Raw genomic sequence first — 18,087 nt, forward strand, 5'->3', positions numbered from 1 at the left:
GATAACGACACCATGCCGTCCAGCACGTCCCCCGCGCTGTTCCCGACCCTTTACCTCGCTTCGCAAAGTCCGCGCCGCCAGGAGCTGCTACAGCAGATCGGCGTCCGCTTCGAGTTGCTGCTGCCGCGCCCCGACGAAGACGCCGAGGCGCTCGAAGCCGAACTGCCCGGCGAAGCCGCCGATGCCTACGTGCGACGCGTGACCGTCGCGAAGGCCGAAGCCGCGCGTGCGCGCCTCGTCGCGAGCGGCAAGCCGGCCGCGCCGGTGCTGGTTGCCGATACAACCGTCACGATCGACGGCGCGATCCTCGGCAAGCCAGCGGACGCCGATGACGCGCTCACGATGCTGACGCGCCTCGCGGGCCGCGAACACGCGGTGCTGACCGCCGTCGCCGTAATCGATGCCGGCGGCGAACTGCTGCCGCCCGCGCTGTCGCGCTCGTCGGTGCGCTTCGCGGCGGCATCGCGCGACGCATACGCGCGCTACGTCGAAACGGGCGAGCCGTTCGGCAAGGCCGGCGCGTACGCGATCCAGGGGCGCGCGGCCGAATTCATCGAGCGGATCGACGGTTCCCATTCAGGTATCATGGGTCTGCCCCTTTTTGAGACCGCGGCGCTGTTGCGCGCCGCGCGTGTCGCCTTCTGAGCCCGCCATGAACGAAGAAATCCTGATCAACCTCACGCCGCAGGAAACGCGGGTCGCACTCGTCCAGCAAGGCGCGGTGCAGGAGCTTCACGTCGAGCGCACGCTGTCGCGCGGGCGGGTCGGCAACATCTATCTCGGCAAGGTCGTGCGCGTGCTGCCTGGCATGCAGTCGGCGTTCATCGACATCGGCCTCGAGCGCGCGGCATTCCTGCACGTCGCCGACATCTGGCATCCACGCCTCGCCGGCGAGCCGCAATCGAACACGCCGCACCAGCCGATCGAGAAGACCGTGTTCGAAGGCCAGACGCTGATGGTCCAGGTGATCAAGGATCCGATCGGCACGAAGGGCGCGCGGCTGTCGACGCAGGTCAGCATCGCGGGCCGCACGCTCGTCTACCTGCCGCAGGAGCCGCATATCGGCATCTCGCAGAAGATCGAGAGCGAGGCCGAACGCGAGGCCGTGCGCGCGCGCCTGACGGCCGTGATCCCGCCGGACGAGAAAGGCGGCTACATCGTGCGCACGATCGCCGAGGACGCGACCTCCGACGAACTGGCCGGCGACGTCACGTACCTGCGCAAGACGTGGGCGACGATCGTAGGGCTTGCGCAGCGGCTGCCGGCGACGAGCCTGCTGTACCAGGATCTCGATCTCGCGCAGCGCGTGCTGCGCGATTTCGCGAACGACGACACGACGCGCATCCAGGTCGATTCGCGCGAGACGTACCAGCGCCTCTCCGAATTCGCGTCCGAGTTCACGCCGGCCGTGAGCCCGAAGCTGCACCACTACACGGGCGAGCGGCCGCTGTTCGACCTGTACAACATCGAGACGGAGATCCAGCGCGCGCTGTCGCGCCGCGTCGACCTGAAGTCGGGCGGTTACCTGATGATCGACCAGACCGAGGCGATGACGACGATCGACGTGAACACGGGCGGCTACGTCGGCGCACGCAACTTCGACGACACGATCTTCAAGACCAACCTCGAGGCCGCGCACACGATCGCGCGGCAACTGCGGCTGCGCAACCTCGGCGGGATCATCATCATCGACTTCATCGACATGGAGAACGCCGAGCATCGCGACGCGGTGCTGTCCGAACTGAAGAAGGCGCTGTCGCGCGACCGCACGCGCGTGACGGTCAATACCTTCTCGCAGCTCGGGCTCGTCGAGATGACGCGCAAGCGCACGCGCGAATCGCTCGCGCACGTGCTGTGCGAGCCGTGCCCGACCTGCCAGGGCAAGGGCCAGGTGAAGACGTCGCGCACCGTGTGCTACGACGTCCTGCGCGAGATCCTGCGCGAATCGCGGCAGTTCAACCCGCGCGAATTCCGCGTGATCGCCGCGCAGCAGGTGATCGACCTGTTCCTCGACGAGGAGTCGCAGCATCTCGCGATGCTGATCGACTTCATCGGCAAGCCGGTGTCGCTGCAGGTCGAATCGAACCTGAGCCAGGAGCAGTACGATATCGTGCTGATGTAAGGTTCCGCCCATCCGCCGCCGGCATCGCCGCGCGGCGCTTCGATGCGGCGCCCGGGCCGCTCGCGCATCCCGCGCCAGCGCCCGCCGCCGCCCTTTCACTTACCCTTTTCGTATTCATCACGCACCATGAGCCAAGGCCACAACCGCCGCCAGCGCAAGAAACTCCACATCGGCGAATTCCAGGAACTCGCGTTCAACGCGACCGCGCATTACCGCAACGAGATGACCGACCTCGAACGCGGCGAACTGATCGACGCGTTCATCGACTTCGTCGAAGCGAACGGGCTGCTGACCGTCGCGTCCGCGGACGAAGGTATCGGCGCCTACGTGATCTCCGGCGCGCCGCGCGGCACGACGACCGACGCCGATCGCGAGATCGTGCGCGGCTGGCTTGCCGCACGGTCGGAGCTGACTGACGTCAAGGTCAGCGAATTCACCGATGCGTGGTATCCGGACGCCTGACTTTCCGGCTTCTTCCCGCATCGGGCAGCATTCGCGCCGGCCCGCCATGACGGCGGGCCGGGCCAGCGCCTGCGTTCACGGCCTCCTCTTCCGCTCCCCTCCCTCCCCCGTCGCCCGACACCCACGCGACCGGCACTGACTCACGCGATTCGTGCCGCGTCGACCGTGATTACCGCTGATCAGGCGCCGCATCCTCAACCGTCATTCGGCATCCCCCGCCCCACCTCCGATCCCTTCCTTTTCCCGACAGTCCGCCTCCAATCGGCCATCGAAATCGGTCCTGAAAGCAAGACACGTTAAACTCTCACCTCGCGTGGTGCGCCGCCCGCACCCGCCATCCATCGCCAGCCGCGTGCCCTCGGGCCGCCCCCGACCCATGGAGTGAGTGTCAATGAGCGGCGGACTTCCGTTTCCCGCATCCCGCAAGTCGTTTCCGTCGTCGACGGTCTTCCCGATTCTCGCCGCCGCCGTGCTGCTGTCCGGCTGCGGGCTGCTGCCGACCCAGAATCCGCCCGCGCCGATCAGCGAGGCGCTCGTCGAGCCCGTCGAGGAAACCGCCGGCGAGCCGCTGACGATGCCGCCCGTGCCGGCGCCGACGCAGCCGGAAGAACCGGAAGCGCCGAAGAAGCCGCATCGCGAGGTGACGCGCCCGAAGCCCGTGCTGCGCCCGGAAACGCCTACGCCGCCGCCCCCGCCGCCCGCGCCGCTCGTCGCGACGCGCGTGCTCGACCGCACCCAGATCCATGCGCTGCTCGACAGCGAAGTCGCGCGCCGCAACGGCAAGGTGATCGGCCGCGCGGTCGACATGGTCACCGACGCGAGCGGCAAGCCGCGCGAGATGATCGTCAACCTGCAGGGCTTCATGGGCGTCGGCGACCGCAAGGTCATCTTCCCGTGGAACGTGTTCCGCTTCACGCCGGGCGGCAAACAGGAGCCGATCGTGCTCGACGTGCCGTCGGGCGACCTGCCGCCCGCCGCGCGGCCGAAGGCCGTGCCGCTGTCGGGCTCGGCCGCGGCGTCGCCCGCGACGCGGCTGCCGATGCTCGACAGCGATGTCGAGCGCCCGAACGGCACGAAGATCGGCCGCATCGTCGACGTGCTGATCGACCGCGCCGCGCAACCGCAGGCCGTCGTGCTCGACCTCGGCGGGCTCGTCAATACCGACCGCCGCTCGATCGCCGCGAGCTGGGGTGCGCTGCGCTTCGTCACGCGCGACAAGGCGCTGCATCCGCAGCTCGACCTGAACGACGCACAGATCAAGGCGTCGCCGCCCTACGCGGCCGACAAGCCGATCGTCGCGGTCTACCCGCCCGTTGCCCCGGCACCGGCGCCGGCTTCGTCTGCGAGTGCGACCCGATGACGATCAAGCATTCCGTCAGCGTACGCAGTCTCCGGTCCCTCGACTGGCTCAACTTCTTCGTTGCAAACGTTCAAACAGGGTTCGGTCCGTTCATCGCGTCCTACCTCGCGTCGCACAAGTGGACGCAGGGCGAGATCGGCATGGTGCTGTCGATCGGCACGATCAGCGCGATGGTCAGCCAGGTGCCGGGCGGCGCGGCCGTCGATGCGCTGAAGAACAAGAAGGGCGCGGCCGCGTGGGCGATCGCGGCCATCATCCTGTCCGCGGTGCTGCTCGCGTCGAGCCCGACGATCGTGCCGGTGATCGCCGCCGAGGTGTTCCACGGTTTCGCGAGCTGCATGCTCGTGCCGGCGATGGCCGCGATCTCGTTCTCGCTCGTCGGCCGCGCGGACCTCGGCGACCGGCTCGGCCGCAACGCACGCTGGGCATCGATCGGCAGTGCGGTCGCAGCGGGCCTGATGGGGCTCACCGGCGAATACTTCTCCGCGCGAGCGGTGTTCTGGCTGACCGCGGTACTGGCGCTGCCCGCGCTGTTCGCGCTCGCGATGATCCAGCCGACGCACGAGGTGATCCCGCAGTCGTCGAAGCCCGACGATCACGGCGATCACGACGGAGCCGGCGAACGCGAAACGCTGCTCGAACTGCTGCGCGACCGCCGGATGCTGATCTTCGCGGCGTGCGTCGTGCTGTTCCACCTGTCGAACGCGGCAATGCTCAACCTCGCGGCCGGCGAAGTCACGGCCGGGATGGGCGAGAACGTGCAGCTCGTGATCGCCGCGTGCATCATCGTGCCGCAGGCGATCGTCGCGATGCTGTCGCCGTGGGTCGGCCGCTCCGCGCAACGCTGGGGGCGCCGGCCGATCCTGCTGCTCGGCTTCTCCGCGCTGCCGGTGCGCGCGCTGCTGTTCGCCGGCGTGAGCAGCCCGTACCTGCTCGTGCCGGTACAGATGCTCGACGGCATCAGCGCGGCCGTGTTCGGCGTGATGCTGCCGCTGATCGCGGCCGACGTCGCGGGCGGCAAGGGCCGCTATAACCTGTGTATCGGGCTGTTCGGGCTCGCGGCCGGGATCGGCGCGACGCTCAGCACGGCCGCGGCCGGCTACGTCGCCGATCACTTCGGCAACGCGGTCAGCTTCTTCGGGCTCGCGGGCGCGGGTGCGCTCGCGGTGCTGCTGGTCTGGCTCGTGATGCCCGAAACGCGCGTCGAGAACGGCGACGCAGCGGCCGACGAGCCGGCCGCCGCATCGCCCAAACAGGCGCACTGAGCGCAGCGCGCCGCCGCTACCCGCTTCTTGGCCGACTCACGATGGATACGATCAGGACACTCAACGAAGCCCGCCAGCAGATCCAGCAGTCGATCTTCGATCTGTTCAAGGGGCTGACCTTCAGCGAGCGTTTCGTGCAAGGCGTGCTGATGGCCATCCAGGCCGTCTGCGGCGCGTGCCTCGCGTACACGATCGGGCGTGCGCTGCACACCGAGCAGGCCGTGTGGGCGGCGGTCACCGCGATCGCCGTCACGCAGCACAACTACTCGGACACGATGTCGCTGTCCCGCGACCAGTTCATCGGCGCGATGATCGGCGGCGTGCTCGGCTTCGCGGGCGCCGCGCTCGGCGGCGATCGCCTCGTCGCCTATGCGCTCGCGGTCGCGCTCACGATCGTCTGCTGCTGGTGCCTGAACGTCGGCAGCGCGGCACGGCTCGGCGGCGTGACCGCGACGATCGTGCTGCTGTTTCCGGGCAACGGCCCGCTGTGGGACATTCCGCTGATGCGGCTCGGCGAGGTGACGCTCGGTACCGTGTGTGCGCTGGGCGTGTGCTGGGGGATGTCGAGAATCGAGCGGCGCTGGTTTCGCCGCGCGGCGGCAAAGTGACGCGATTGCCGGGCGCGCGCCCGGCAACCGGATAAAAGGCGGGAATCGTTACTGGCCGATCTGCAGCACGATGCCCGAGCCGATCTGCACGAGCAGGTGATCGCCGCCCACGCCGACCCACTGATAGCCGCGCGGCGGCGGGCTCAGGTGGTAGCCGCGCCAGTCGTCGATCACGTACTGGCGGTCGCGGAATTCGTCGGGCAACCGGTCGCCCTTGTGCCAGTCGCGGCGCGGCTGGTCAGCCCAGCGCGGCGGCACGTCGTCCTCGCGGTGCATCGCCTGGCCGGGCGGCATGTGTTTCGGGCCGTGGCCGCGGTGCATGCCGGGGCCACCGTGGTTATCGTGCTTGTCGTAGTTGTCGTGATCCTGCGCCATCGCGGCCGGCGCGGCGCAACCCGCCGCGATCAGCGCGGCCAGCATCATGCTGTGCATCCTCTTCATCGTGCCTTCCCTCCGTGTTGTCACGTGGTGCGAAACGACTGGGCCTGCCCGATGAAGACTAGCACAGCGGTCTGACGCGAACGGAACGTGCGTCAAGCCGCCTGCTGCTGGTACTGGATCCGGTGCAGGTGCGCGTAGAGGCCGCCGTGGCGCAGCAGTTCGTCATGGCTGCCCTCTTCGACGATCTTGCCGGCCTCGAGCACGAGGATGCGGTCCGCGCGCTCGATGGTCGACAGCCGGTGCGCGATCACGAGCGTCGTACGACCTTCCATTAGCCGTTCGAGCGCGGCCTGCACGTGGCGCTCCGATTCCGAATCGAGCGCCGACGTCGCTTCGTCGAGGATCAGGATCGGCGCGTCCTTGTAGATCGCGCGCGCGATCGCGAGCCGCTGACGCTGGCCGCCGGACAGCCGCATCCCGTTGCCGCCGACGAGCGTGTCGAGCCCGTCGGGCATCGCGGCAACTGCATCGGCGAGGTTCGCGGCCTCGAGCGCGGCCTGCACGCGTGCGCGATCGGGCGTCTGCCCGTACGCGACGTTCGCGGCGATCGTGTCGTTGAACAGCACGACGTCCTGGCTGACCATCGCCATCTGGCTGCGCAGCGCGTGGAGGTCGTAGTCGGAAACCGGCACGCCGTCGACCAGGATCGCGCCGTCCGTCGGGTCGAAGAAACGCGGCAGCAGGTTCACGAGCGTGGTCTTGCCGCTGCCGGACGGGCCCGCGAGCGCGATCATCTCGCCCGGCGCGACCTTGAACGAAATGCGGTCGAGCGTCGGCCGCTCGGCCGCGCCATAGTCGAACGACACGTTGCGGAACTCGATTTCGCCGCGCGCATGCGTCAGCGGCCGCCCGCCGCCCTGCGGCTCGGCCGGCTCGTCGATCAGCCCGAAGATCAGTTCGGCGGCCGTCATCCCGCGCTGCAGCGGCTGGTTGACGTCGATCAGGTGCTTGAGCGGCGAGATCACCAGCAGCATCGACGTGACGAACGCGACGAAGCCGCCGACCGTCGTCTGGTCGTTGGTCGACTGCACGACCGCGATCGTGATCACGACCGCGAGCGCGATCGACGCAAGGAACTGCGTGAGCGGCTGGGCGAGACCGCCCGAGATCGTCATCCGCATCGCATAGCCGCGCAGGCGCTTGCTCATCGCGGCGAAGCGATCCATCTCGTACGCTTCGCCGTTGTGCACCTTGACGACCTTGTAGCCGCCGACCGTCTCCTCGACGATGTACGACAGCTCGTTGGTCAGCGTCTGGTGCTCGCGGTTCAGCCGACGCAGGCGCCGGTTGATCTTGCTGACGAGCCAGCCGATGCCGGGCAGGATCACCGCGACGATCAGCGTGAGCCGCCAGTTCAGGTAGAACAGGTAGCCGAGCAGGAAGATCACCGTCAGCGAATCGCGCACGAGCGTCACCATCACGCCCGTCAGCACCGACAGGATCTGGTTGACCTCGAACACGATCGCATTGATCACCGTGCTCGCGGTTTCGCGCTGGAAGAACGACGCGCTCGTGTGGAGCATCCGCTGGAACATCTCGAGCCGCAGTTGCAGCAGGATGCGGTTCGATACGTAGTTGAGCAGGTAATTCGATGCGTACTGCGATACGCCGCGCACGAGCGCGAGGCCGATCACCGCGATCGGCACGTACCATTTCGCGCTGTCGCTGCCGTGCACGCCGAAACCGTGGTCGAGCAGCGGCTTGAGCAGCGCCGGAATGCCGGCTTCGGTGGCCGCGACGACGCCCATCGTCATCACGGCGAGCACCACGATGCCGATGAGCGGCCGGATGTACGGCCACAGGCGCTTGAGGACCGTGACCGGCGAGGTGCCGGTGCCGTCCATCGGTTTGCGAAGAGTGTTCTGGGTTTCCAAGGCAATCCTTCTTGAGCCGCGATGCGGCACCCGGCGCGAGGCCGCCCGGGATTTCGCCCTTGTCGGGCGGGTGCCGAAAAGGGCTCAACATTATAGCTGCACCGCCCCCGCCGGCACGGTCACGGCCGATGCGACGGGCGGCCGGCGGTCCGCGGCCGGGCCGCGGGTATACTGCCGCTCACCGTTTTCTCCGCCTTTCCGACGATTTCATGGCTGAACCCTCCCTCGGCGTCGCCCTCATCGCCCTCAACGCGTCCGCGCGGCTCGCCCAGTGCCTCGAGGCGCTGTCGTTCGCCGACGATATCGTCGTCATCGACGGCGGCAGCACCGACGATACGGTCGCGATCGCGCAGGCGCACGGCGCGCGCGTGATCGTCGAGCGCGACTGGCCGGGCTTCGGCCCGCAGAAGAACCGCGCGCTCGACGCGCTCGGCACCGACTGGATCCTGTCGCTCGATACCGACGAGGTCGTCAGCCCGGAACTCGCGCAGTCGATCCGCGACGCGATCCGCGCGCCGGCCGCGCAGGTCTATGCGCTCGACCGGCTGTCGAGCTTCTGCGGCCAGTGGATCCATCACAGCGGCTGGTATCCGGACTGGGTGCCGCGCCTGTTCCGGCGCGGCACCGCGCGCTTCTCGGACGATCTCGTGCACGAGCGTCTCGTGTTCGATACCGCCGCGCAGCGCCTGCCCGGCAAGCTGATGCACTACTCGTACGAAGACTTCGAAACCGTCGTGCGCAAGCTCGACGCGTATTCGACGGCCGGCGCGCGCCAGCGCCGCGCGGCCGGCCAGCGCGGCGGCTTCGGCAAGGCGCTCGCGCGCGGCGCCTGGGCGTTCGTGCGCACCTACGTGCTGCGGCGCGGGTTCCTCGACGGCCGCGCGGGCTTCATGATCGCCGTGTTCAACGCGGAAACCGTGTATTACCGCTTCCTGAAGCTCGGCCACGAACCGGCGCGCTGAGCGGCCGCCCTGCGCGCCGCCTGTACGCGGCCGGCCCGGCGTTACAATGCCGGGCTGCCCGCGCCGCGCGCGCCCAAGCGGCTGCACCGCGCACCGCCCGCCACGACGACCACCGAATCCGACCGCCATGTTCTCCATCATCATCCCGACCTGGAACAACCTGCCGTACCTCAAGCTCGTCGTCGACAGCTTGCGCCGCCACTCCGCGTACGACCACCAGATCATCGTGCACGTGAACGACGGCTCGGACGGCACGCTCGACTGGGTGCGCAGCGAAGGGATCGAGCACACCGCGTCGCCGACCAACATCGGCATCTGCCATGCGGTGAACCTGGCCGCCGCGCGTGCGACGCGCGACTACGTCGTCTACATGAACGACGACATGTTCTGCTGCCCCGGCTGGGACACGGCGCTCGCGCGCCGCATCGAACAGATGCCGACCGACCTCTTCATGCTGTCGGGCACGATGGTCGAGCCGGTCGACACGCGCAACCCGTGCGTCGTCGTCAGTAATTTCGGCCGCGACGCCGAGCATTTCGACGCCGCGGGCCTGGTCGACGCAACCCCGCGACTCGCGCGCGCGGACTGGCTCGGGTCGACCTGGCCGCCGACGCTCGTGCACCGCGACTGGTGGAACCGCATCGGCGGCTACAGCAGCGAGCTGTCGCCCGGCATGAGCAGCGACAACGACTTCTCGATGAAATTCTGGGACGCCGGCTGCCGGATCTTCCTCGGCGTCGGCGACAGCCTCGTCTACCACTTCCAGCAGAAAAGCACGGGCAAGATCGTCAAGAACGACGGCCGCCGCCAGTTCCTCAACAAATGGGGCATGACCCAGGCCACGTTCGACCGCTACTACCTGCATCGCGGCGAACCGGCCGGCACGCGCATCGCACTCGACACGCCGGCAGTCGTTGGGCGCCTGAAGCGCGCGCTGCTGCGTTCGCGGATCAAGCGCGCATTCAGCTGATCGAGCCCCTAAAACGGCACGGAAACCTTTACTGCTTCGCGTATACTGCGCCGTTCGTCCCGAAGCTCCCGCCGGGACGCGCGGCGCGAGCATGATGTCCGCAAGCCGCATTCGTCCATTCGACAGGTACCGATGCTTTCGTTTTCCGCTCCCGCCACGCGGCGCCTGACCGCTGCCCGCGCATTCGCCGTCGCCGCGCTCTGCATGGTGCCGGTCTCGACCGCGCTGACCAACGTCTTCTGCGGACTGTTCGCCGTCGCGCTCGTCATCTCGCCCGAATTCTGGCGCGACCTTCGCTCGTTCGTTACCGACCCGGCTTCGCTCGCGGCGCTGCTGGTCCTCGCCGCACTGGCCGCCAGCGTCACATATACGGTCGCACCGCACAACAAGGCGTGGAGCTGGGTCGCCAAGTACGACAAGCTGCTGCTGCTGCCCTTCGCCGTGCTCGCGTTCCGTCATTCGAACTGGGCGCCGATCGTGCGGCGCTGCTGGTTCGGCACGCTGTGCGTGATCCTGCTGCTGTCGACGACCAACTATCTCGGGCTGACCGCGATCGGCCCCGCGCACGCGACCGAACTGCCGCTGTCGCGCGCGTGGGTGTTCAAGAACCACATCGCCGCCGGCATGTTCGGCGCGCTGCTGTTCTACCAGGCGGCCGACCTGGCCCTGGCGGCCCGCACGACGCTGTTGCGCGCCGCCTATGCGGGCGTTGCCGCGTGGTCGCTCGTCAACGTGTTCGTGATGCTGCAGGGGCGCACGGGGCAGGTCATCGCGCTGGTCCTGATACTCGTCGTCGCCGTGCGTTTCGTGCTGCTGCTGCGCCGGCAATCGGCGCTGCGCGCGGGGCTCGCCGCCGGCATGCTCGTGCTGGCCGGTGTCGCGCTCGTCGTCGCCGCGTGCACGGTTCACAACGGCCGGCTCGTGAAGGTCGTGTCGGAAGTGCAGCAATACCGGCAGAGCGATGCGGTCACGTCGACCGGGCTGCGCCTCGAGTGGTACAAGAAGGGGCTCGAGCTGTATCGCCAGCGCCCCGTGATCGGCTACGGCGCGGGTGGCCTCGAGTTCGAATTCGAGAAGCTCACGGCCGGCAAGACGGCCGCCGAGGGCCAGCTCACGTCGAACCCGCACAATGAATACCTGCTGATGGCCGTGCAACTCGGCTCGCTCGGCGTGCTGCTGTTCGTCAACCTGATCGTGCAGATCGCGCGCGGCAGCCGCACGCTCGATCCGCGCTCGCGGCACTTGCTGCTCGCATGGCTCGCGATCTTCACGATCGGCAGTCTCGCGAATTCGCTGCTGCTCGACTTCGCGGAAGGGCACCTGATCGTGCTGCTGGCCGGCATCCTGCTCGGTTGCGGCGAGCGCGGCGAGGCGCTCCCGCGCGAGACGTCGGCGATCCGGCGCAGCGCGTAACGCACGACGGCATACGCCCCGCTGCCGGCCCCAGCTTCGGCGGCCGCGGCGGCCCGCCGTCAAAGCGAGCGGGCGGCGCGCCGTCAGCGCGGCTCGTCGAGAAACAAGCCCCCCGAAAAGCGAAGAAAAAACGCGCGTCTTCCGCGCGTCGGTCGTCAGTCCGATCCGGCGCGATGCAGTCGCGACGTGTCGACGATGGCTTCCGCCGGGCCCGGCGGATTCAGCCCGAGCATCTCGGCCGCCGCGGCTTTCACGCGCTGCGCGCCGAGATTGGCGAGGCAATCGCTGCGGCTGTCGACCTTGCGCTCGCAGCCCTCGTGCCGGCACGGCACGCAATCGCCCTCCCCCTGCAACAGCCACACGTTCCCGTGCCGCCCCGAGCCGCGCAGCGCCCACGGATTCTCGGTCGCGGGCCAGTGCTGCGGCCACGGCCCCCAGCGCACGGGGTCGGACGGGCCGAACAGCGCGATCGTGTCGGTGCCCGTCGCGGCCGCGACGTGCGTCGCGCCGGTGTCCGGCCCGATGAAGAGGCGCGCGCGCCGCACGAGCTCCGCGCTTTCGCCGAACGTGAGGCGGCCGACCAGGTTCAGCACGTCGCCGCCCGCCTCGGCCGCGACCTGCTCCGCATACTCGCGTTCGCGATCGGCCGGACCGCCCGACAACGCGACCGCGAAGCCGTGCTCGCGCAGCCAGCCGATCATCTCGACCCAGCCCTCGAGCTGCCATTGCTTGTAACGGAACATCGGATACGGATGCAGGACGACCAGCGGCTTGCCGTCGCGGATCGCCGGCGACTCCGCGAGCCATGCGTCGAAGCGCGCGCGCCGCGCGGGATCGTCGCCGATGCCGGGCGCGACGACCTCGGACACCGGCTCGATGCCGATCACGGGGGCGAGCGCGAGCGTGCTGACGACCGTATGCGCGGATTCGTGGTGATTGATCGCGATCCCGTTCAGCATCATCCGCGTGAGCCACGTGACGCGGTCGGGATCGACGAGGCCGACCCGTTTGCGGCCCGCGAACCAGCTATAGAAGCGCGGCCGGTCGGAACTCAGCGCCGCGCACGCGAGATCGTAGCGGCGCCACATCGACAGCGCGTCGCGCAGCCGCTCGCGGAATCCCGCGCGCTGCGCGACGACGATCACGCGCCGCACGTCCGGATTGTGCTCGAGCACGCCCTCGGTGCCGCGAAACACCAGCATGTCGATCTGCGCATCGGGCCAGCGGGCCTTCAGCGAACGCACGAGCGGCGTCGTCAGCAGCACGTCGCCGATACGGCGCGGCGCGGCAACGAGGATGGTTCTGGGCGGGCGGGCGGAGGAAAACAGGGCCACGGCGATCGATCTGTCTAGCTGGCTGAACAAGGCTGGCAATGTACAGGATTTTGCAGCAGCCGGCGCGGCATGGCGAACCGGCGGTGCATCGCACGCCGATGGGGCCCTGATGGGGCCCTGCCTGCGGGACGCAGTGCGGCAGGCGCCCGCGCGCCGGCGCTTGCACCGTGCGCGGAGCGTCCGGCGCTACGAGGCGATGGTCGGGATCGTGGGTGTCGCAGCGGCCGCCGGCCACGCGCGTCCCGCATCGGCCACCGGCGCGTCGCAATGGCCGGCCTGCGGCAGCAGATGGCGCACGGCGCGCTCGACCGCGTCGACGTCGATCGCATCGACGGTCGCACCGGCGCGCAGGATCACGTGCGGCACGCCGAGCGGATGCCAGCGCAGGTATTTCTCGGGACGATCCTCGAACAGCGCGGCGACGGGCACGCCGAGCGCCGACGCGAGATGCACGGGTGCGCTGTCGGCCGACACGATTGCGTCGAGCAGGCTCGCGGCGGCCACCAGATCGGCAACCGACGACGGCGCGACATGACGCGCGCTCACGTCGCGCCACGCATCGTCCTCGGCGGCATTGCGAATGGCCGGATCGCGGAACACGATCACGTCGGCGAATGGCGCGAGCCGCTCGCCGAGGTCGCGCCAGCGGTCCGCGGGCCAGCGGCGCTCGGCCGCCTTGTTCGACACGAACAGTCCGACGCGCGGCTTCGTGCGCTCGCCGAGCAGGCGATACCACGCATCCTGCAGCGCGCGGTCCGGATGAACCGACAGCTCGAGGCGGTCGAGATCGGCGCGGCCGAGTTCGGGCACGAGCCGGAACCCCGACAGCGCCTCGTGGCACATCGGCCGCTGCGCGACATGTTCGGGCTTGCGATCGTCGAATTCGGTCTCGGCATCGTGCCAGCGGCAATCCTTCGCGCGGAGCTGGCGCGCGAACTGCATGCTGCTGCGATGCATGCCGCCGTTCGGCACGACCACGAGGTCGAACCGCAGGCGACGCAGGCGGCGCACGAGCCGCAGCCGGTCGAAGAACGCGCGCATCCGCCCGGGACGGTCGTTGCGTTCGCATTGACGGCTGTACACGTACGTGTGGATCGTGTGCACGTCCGGGTTTCCGGCCAGCGCGGCCGCGTTGTAGCGGTTCGCGACCACATGCAGCTCCGCGCCGGGCCAGCGCTCCTTCAGCGCACCGAGGAACGCCGTCGTGCACAGCATGTCGCCCAGAAAATCAATCCGGATCACGAGGATCCGCCCGGTCGGGTTCTCGTTGGCCATGGTCATGTGGTGACTGTCAGTTTCTTCGTCGCGACGAGCCGATGCCCCGGCATCCTGTTCCGGGACGGCCGTGTCGCGCGCTGCCGCTCGCCGCATGGATCCGCCCCCAATTGTGTGCGCGCGTGCGCGCGGCTTGCGCCGGATTGTATAGCGTCCGGATGGCCAGCCCAAGACCCGGCTGCCCGACGATGTAAAAACGGCCCGCCGCACCGCACGATGGCGATGCGACGGGCCGCGTATCGCGACAGCCGTCCGGTCGGGATGCGGTCAGTAAGTAATTTCGACAACACTGCCGTCGAACGCCGCACGCAGTTCCGCGAGCAGCATGTCGCTCGGCTTCACGCGCCACGCATCGCCGAGACGCATTTCGCCTTGCGCCCGCGCGTTGCTGTAGTGGATCTGGACCGCGAGCCCGTTCGGCAGCGGCGCCTGCGGGCGACGGCCGCCGTCACGCCCGCCGCCGCGCGGCGCGGGCGCTTCGACCGCGGGCGCAGCAGCCGGATCGTCCTTCGACACGTGCGGCTCGAGCACGCGGCGCAGCGCGGCTGCGTCGGCATTGCCGTTCATCGTCAGCCGCACGGCCTGCGCATAACGGCTGCGTGCGCGTTCGAGATCCATCACGGTATCGGTCGTGAAGCGGATGCCGCCCGTGAATGCGTCGTTGCGCGCCTGCCCCTGCACGATCAGCAGTTCGTCTTCCTTGAACAGCGCCTTGTTCGCCTCGAACTGCTCGTTGAAGATCGTGATCTCGCACTGGCCCGAGCCGTCGTCGAGCAGCGCGATCAGCATCTTGCCGCGCTGGGTCATCTGCGTGCGCAGCGACGCGATGATGCCCGCGACCAGCTTGTCGCGCCCTTCCTTCAGGTCGCCGACTTTTTGCCGCACGAAACGCCGCACCTCGTCGCGATACGCGTCGAACAGGTGGCCGGACAGGTAGAAGCCGAGCGCGCCCTTTTCTTCCTGCAGGCGACGCTTGTCGTCCCACGCCGGTTCATCGACGAGCGCATGCGCGTGCGGAGACTCGGCGCCCATGTCGAACAGGCCGGCCTGCATCGCGTTCGCCTCGGCCTGGTCGGCCGCTTCCATCGCGAGCGGCACCGACGCGAGCATCTGCGCGCGATTCGCGTTCAGCGAATCGAACGCGCCGGCGCGGATCAGCGCCTCGACCGTGCGGCGGTTGACGACGCGCCGGTCGATCCGTTCGCAGAAGTCGAACAGGTCGGTGAACGCCTTTTCCTCGCGCGCGCGCAGGATTTCCTCGATCGCGTTCTGGCCGCTGCCCTTCACTGCGCCGAGCCCGTAGCGAATCGTGCGCGAGCGCTTGCCGTCGGCTTCGGCGACGGGCTCGAACCGGTAATGCGACTGGTTGATATCGGGCGGCAACACGGCAAGGTTGTTCACGACGCAGTCGTCGAACAGGATCTTCACCTTGTCGGTGTCGTCCATCGCGAGCGTCATGTTGGCCGCCATGAATTCGGCCGGATGGTGCGCCTTCAGCCAAGCGGTGAAATACGCGAGCAGTGCATAGGCGGCCGCGTGCGACTTGTTGAAGCCGTAGCCCGCGAACTTCTCCATCAGGTCGAAGATCTCGTCGGACTTCTCGCGCGTGAGGCCGTTCTTCGCCGCACCCTCGGCGAAGATCTCGCGGTGCTGGGCCATCTCCTCGGGCTTCTTCTTGCCCATCGCGCGGCGCAGCAAGTCGGCGCCGCCGAGCGAGTAGCCGCCGATGATCTGCGCCATCTGCATCACCTGCTCCTGATAGACCATGATGCCGTAGGTCTCTTTCAGGACGGGTTCGACGCGCGGATCCGGATAGTCGACCTTCTCGCGGCCGTGCTTCCGTGCGCAGAAGCTCGGAATCAGGTCCATCGGGCCCGGACGGTACAACGACACGAGCGCGATGATGTCCTCGAAGCGGTCGGGCTGCGCATCCTTCAGCATGCCCTGCATCCCGCGGCTTTCCAGCTGGAACACCGCGACCGTGTTGGCCTTCTTCAGGATCTGGAACGAAGCCGGATCGTCGAGCGGCACCTGCGCGAGCGACCAGTCGGCCTTCGACGGATCGAGGCGGCGAATGTAGCGCTCGGCCCAGTCGAGGATCGTCAGCGTCGTGAGACCCAGAAAGTCGAACTTCACGAGGCCGACGGCTTCGACGTCGTCCTTGTCGTACTGGCTGACGACGCCGCCGTCGTCGCCCTGCGTGTACAGCGGACAGAAATCGGTCAGCTTGCCGGGTGCGATCAGCACGCCGCCCGCGTGCATCCCGACGTTACGCGTGAGCCCTTCGACGCGCTGCGCGAGATCGAGCAACTGGTGGACTTCGTCCTCGTGGTCGTAGCGCTCCTGCAGCTGCGGCTCTTCCTTCATCGCGTCGGCGATCGTCACGTGCTTGCCCGGCTTGAACGGGATCAGCTTCGCGATGCCATCGGTGAACATGTAGCCGAGGTCGAGCACGCGGCCGATATCGCGCACGGCCGCCTTCGCCGCCATCGTGCCGAAGGTGGCGATCTGCGACACGGCGTCCGCGCCGTACTTCTCCTTCACGTACTGGATCACGCGGTCGCGGCCGTGCTGGCAGAAGTCGATGTCGAAGTCGGGCATCGACACGCGTTCCGGGTTCAGGAAACGCTCGAACAGCAGGTTGTAGCGCAGCGGGTCGAGGTCGGTAATGCCGAGCGCGTACGCGACCAGCGAACCGGCGCCCGAGCCGCGGCCCGGGCCGACCGGCACGCCGTTGTTCTTCGCCCAGTTGATGAAGTCCGCAACGATCAGGAAGTAGCCGGGAAAGCCCATCTTCGTGATGGTCCCGCACTCGAATTCGAGGCGCTTGTAGTACGTGTCGCGCTGCGCGTCGCGTTCGGCTTCGGCCGGGTACAACTGCACGAGCCGCGTCTCGAGCCCTTCCTTCGACAGCTGGACCAGGTAGTCGTCGAGCGACATGCCGTCCGGCGTCGGGAACAGCGGCAGTTTCGGCTTGCCGAGCTCGAGCTTCAGGTTGCAGCGTTTTGCGATCTCGACCGTGTTCGCGACCGCGGACGGCAGGTCGGCGAACAGCGCGGCCATGTCGTCCTGCGTGCGGAAATACTGGTCGGTCGTGAAGCGTTTCTGGCGACGCGGGTTCGCGAGGATGTCGCCTTCCGAAATGCACACGCGCGCCTCGTGCGCGGTGAAATCGTCGTCGGTCATGAACTGCGTCGGGTGCGTCGCGACGACCGGCAGCTTCAGCGACGCCGCGAGCGTCGCGGCCTGCTGGATGTACGCCTCGGCGCCCGGCTGGCCGTATCGCTGCAGCTCGATGTAGAAGCCGCCCGGAAACACCTTCGCCCAGCGCTCGGCGTGACGGCGCGCTGCTTCTTCGTTGCCGGCCGCGAGCGCGAGCCCGATATCGCCCTGCTGCGCGCCCGACAGCGCGAGCAGCCCCTGCGAGAGCTCGCCGTCGAGCCAGCTCGCGTCGAGTTCCGCGCGGCCGCGATACTGGTTCGTGAGCCATGCCTTCGACAGCAGCTCGCAGAGATTCAGGTAGCCGACCTTGTCCTTCACGAGCAGCAACAGCCGCGACGGCTTGTCGCGATCGTCCGGATTGGTGATCCAGACGTCGCAGCCGGCGATCGGCTTGATGCCCTTGCCGCGGGCTTCCTGGTAGAAACGGACGAGGCCGAATGCGTTGCCGAGATCGGTGAGCGCGAGCGCGCCCTGGCCGTCTGCGGCCGCCGCCTTGACGATGTCGTCGAGACGCACGATGCCGTCGGCAATCGAGAATTCGGAGTGAACGCGAAGATGGACGAAGCGGGGATCTGACATGGGCGCTATTGTAGCCGCCCCGTCGCGCAGGCTGCCCAAAAAATCCCCGCACTGGCCGTTCGGCCGATGCGCGCGACACCACGTCGCGCGGCTGGCCAAACGGCCGGATGCCGGTACGCGCGCGGTTTGCGGGATAATACGGGTTTTCGAATCTTCGCCACGGCTTCGCACCCTTTTTTGCGGGCCGCCGTGCGGCCGTT

Annotated in this window: 14 protein-coding genes; 9 read left to right on the top strand and 5 right to left on the bottom strand. The window is 68.4% G+C overall.

Going from position 1 to position 18,087, the window contains the following annotated elements; genetic code table 11:
* The first annotated feature begins 12 nt into the window (after positions 1-12).
* The 6 genes from R9B84_RS12135 (at position 13) to R9B84_RS12160 (ending at position 5,817) form a co-directional block, all read left to right on the top strand.
* A complete protein-coding gene (locus R9B84_RS12135; RefSeq protein ID WP_047898650.1) occupies positions 13-645 on the top strand; it encodes a Maf family protein in 633 nt (210 codons plus the stop codon).
* A 7-nt stretch (positions 646-652) separates the two neighbouring features.
* Entirely contained in the window at positions 653-2,122 is a 1,470-nt protein-coding gene (rng, locus tag R9B84_RS12140) for a ribonuclease G (protein WP_423758129.1), read from the top strand.
* 126 nt (positions 2,123-2,248) lie between these two features.
* Entirely contained in the window at positions 2,249-2,584 is a 336-nt protein-coding gene (locus R9B84_RS12145) for a YggL family protein (protein WP_423758130.1), read from the top strand.
* A gap of 391 nt (positions 2,585-2,975) precedes the next feature.
* On the top strand, positions 2,976-3,944 hold the full coding sequence (locus R9B84_RS12150; RefSeq protein WP_423758131.1) for a PRC-barrel domain-containing protein: 969 nt from the start codon (positions 2,976-2,978) through the stop codon (positions 3,942-3,944).
* Positions 3,941-5,209, top strand: a complete 1,269-nt coding sequence (locus tag R9B84_RS12155) for an MFS transporter (RefSeq protein WP_423758132.1) — start codon at positions 3,941-3,943, stop codon at positions 5,207-5,209. The genes R9B84_RS12150 and R9B84_RS12155 overlap by 4 nt, the downstream gene beginning before the upstream one ends.
* A 41-nt stretch (positions 5,210-5,250) precedes the next feature.
* Positions 5,251-5,817 (top strand): FUSC family protein, encoded by a 567-nt coding sequence (locus tag R9B84_RS12160; RefSeq protein WP_096471423.1) that lies wholly within the window; start codon positions 5,251-5,253, stop codon positions 5,815-5,817.
* A 48-nt stretch (positions 5,818-5,865) separates the two neighbouring features.
* Here R9B84_RS12160 and R9B84_RS12165 read toward each other — a convergent pair whose 3' ends face one another.
* Positions 5,866-6,258 (bottom strand): RcnB family protein, encoded by a 393-nt coding sequence (locus R9B84_RS12165; RefSeq protein ID WP_423758133.1) that lies wholly within the window; start codon positions 6,256-6,258, stop codon positions 5,866-5,868.
* 92 nt (positions 6,259-6,350) lie between these two features.
* Positions 6,351-8,102, bottom strand: a complete 1,752-nt coding sequence (gene msbA / locus R9B84_RS12170) for a lipid A export permease/ATP-binding protein MsbA (protein WP_423759994.1) — start codon at positions 8,100-8,102, stop codon at positions 6,351-6,353.
* Between the two features lie 239 nt (positions 8,103-8,341).
* On the opposite strand from msbA, the gene R9B84_RS12175 reads away from it, so the two are divergent.
* From R9B84_RS12175 to R9B84_RS12185, 3 genes are all read left to right on the top strand, one after another.
* Entirely contained in the window at positions 8,342-9,094 is a 753-nt protein-coding gene (locus tag R9B84_RS12175) for a glycosyltransferase family 2 protein (protein WP_423758134.1), read from the top strand.
* A gap of 127 nt (positions 9,095-9,221) precedes the next feature.
* The gene (locus tag R9B84_RS12180) at positions 9,222-10,064 is read left to right on the top strand and encodes a glycosyltransferase family 2 protein (protein WP_423758135.1); all 843 of its coding nucleotides are present in this window, start codon (positions 9,222-9,224) and stop codon (positions 10,062-10,064) included.
* Positions 10,065-10,196: 132 nt separating this feature from the next.
* Positions 10,197-11,477, top strand: a complete 1,281-nt coding sequence (locus R9B84_RS12185; protein ID WP_423758136.1) for an O-antigen ligase family protein — start codon at positions 10,197-10,199, stop codon at positions 11,475-11,477.
* Between the two features lie 155 nt (positions 11,478-11,632).
* Here the strand turns inward: R9B84_RS12185 and R9B84_RS12190 are convergent, their stop codons facing one another.
* From R9B84_RS12190 to dnaE, 3 genes are all read right to left on the bottom strand, one after another.
* The gene (locus R9B84_RS12190) at positions 11,633-12,811 is read right to left on the bottom strand and encodes a glycosyltransferase family 9 protein (protein WP_423758137.1); all 1,179 of its coding nucleotides are present in this window, start codon (positions 12,809-12,811) and stop codon (positions 11,633-11,635) included.
* A gap of 186 nt (positions 12,812-12,997) precedes the next feature.
* A complete protein-coding gene (locus tag R9B84_RS12195; protein WP_423759995.1) occupies positions 12,998-14,086 on the bottom strand; it encodes a glycosyltransferase family 9 protein in 1,089 nt (362 codons plus the stop codon).
* A 267-nt stretch (positions 14,087-14,353) separates the two neighbouring features.
* On the bottom strand, positions 14,354-17,887 hold the full coding sequence (gene dnaE, locus R9B84_RS12200) for a DNA polymerase III subunit alpha (RefSeq protein WP_423758138.1): 3,534 nt from the start codon (positions 17,885-17,887) through the stop codon (positions 14,354-14,356).
* Positions 17,888-18,087 lie beyond the last annotated feature (200 nt).

The sequence above is a fragment of the Burkholderia sp. NLJ2 genome, assembly GCF_049487195.1.
GTDB lineage: Bacteria > Pseudomonadota > Gammaproteobacteria > Burkholderiales > Burkholderiaceae > Burkholderia > Burkholderia pyrrocinia.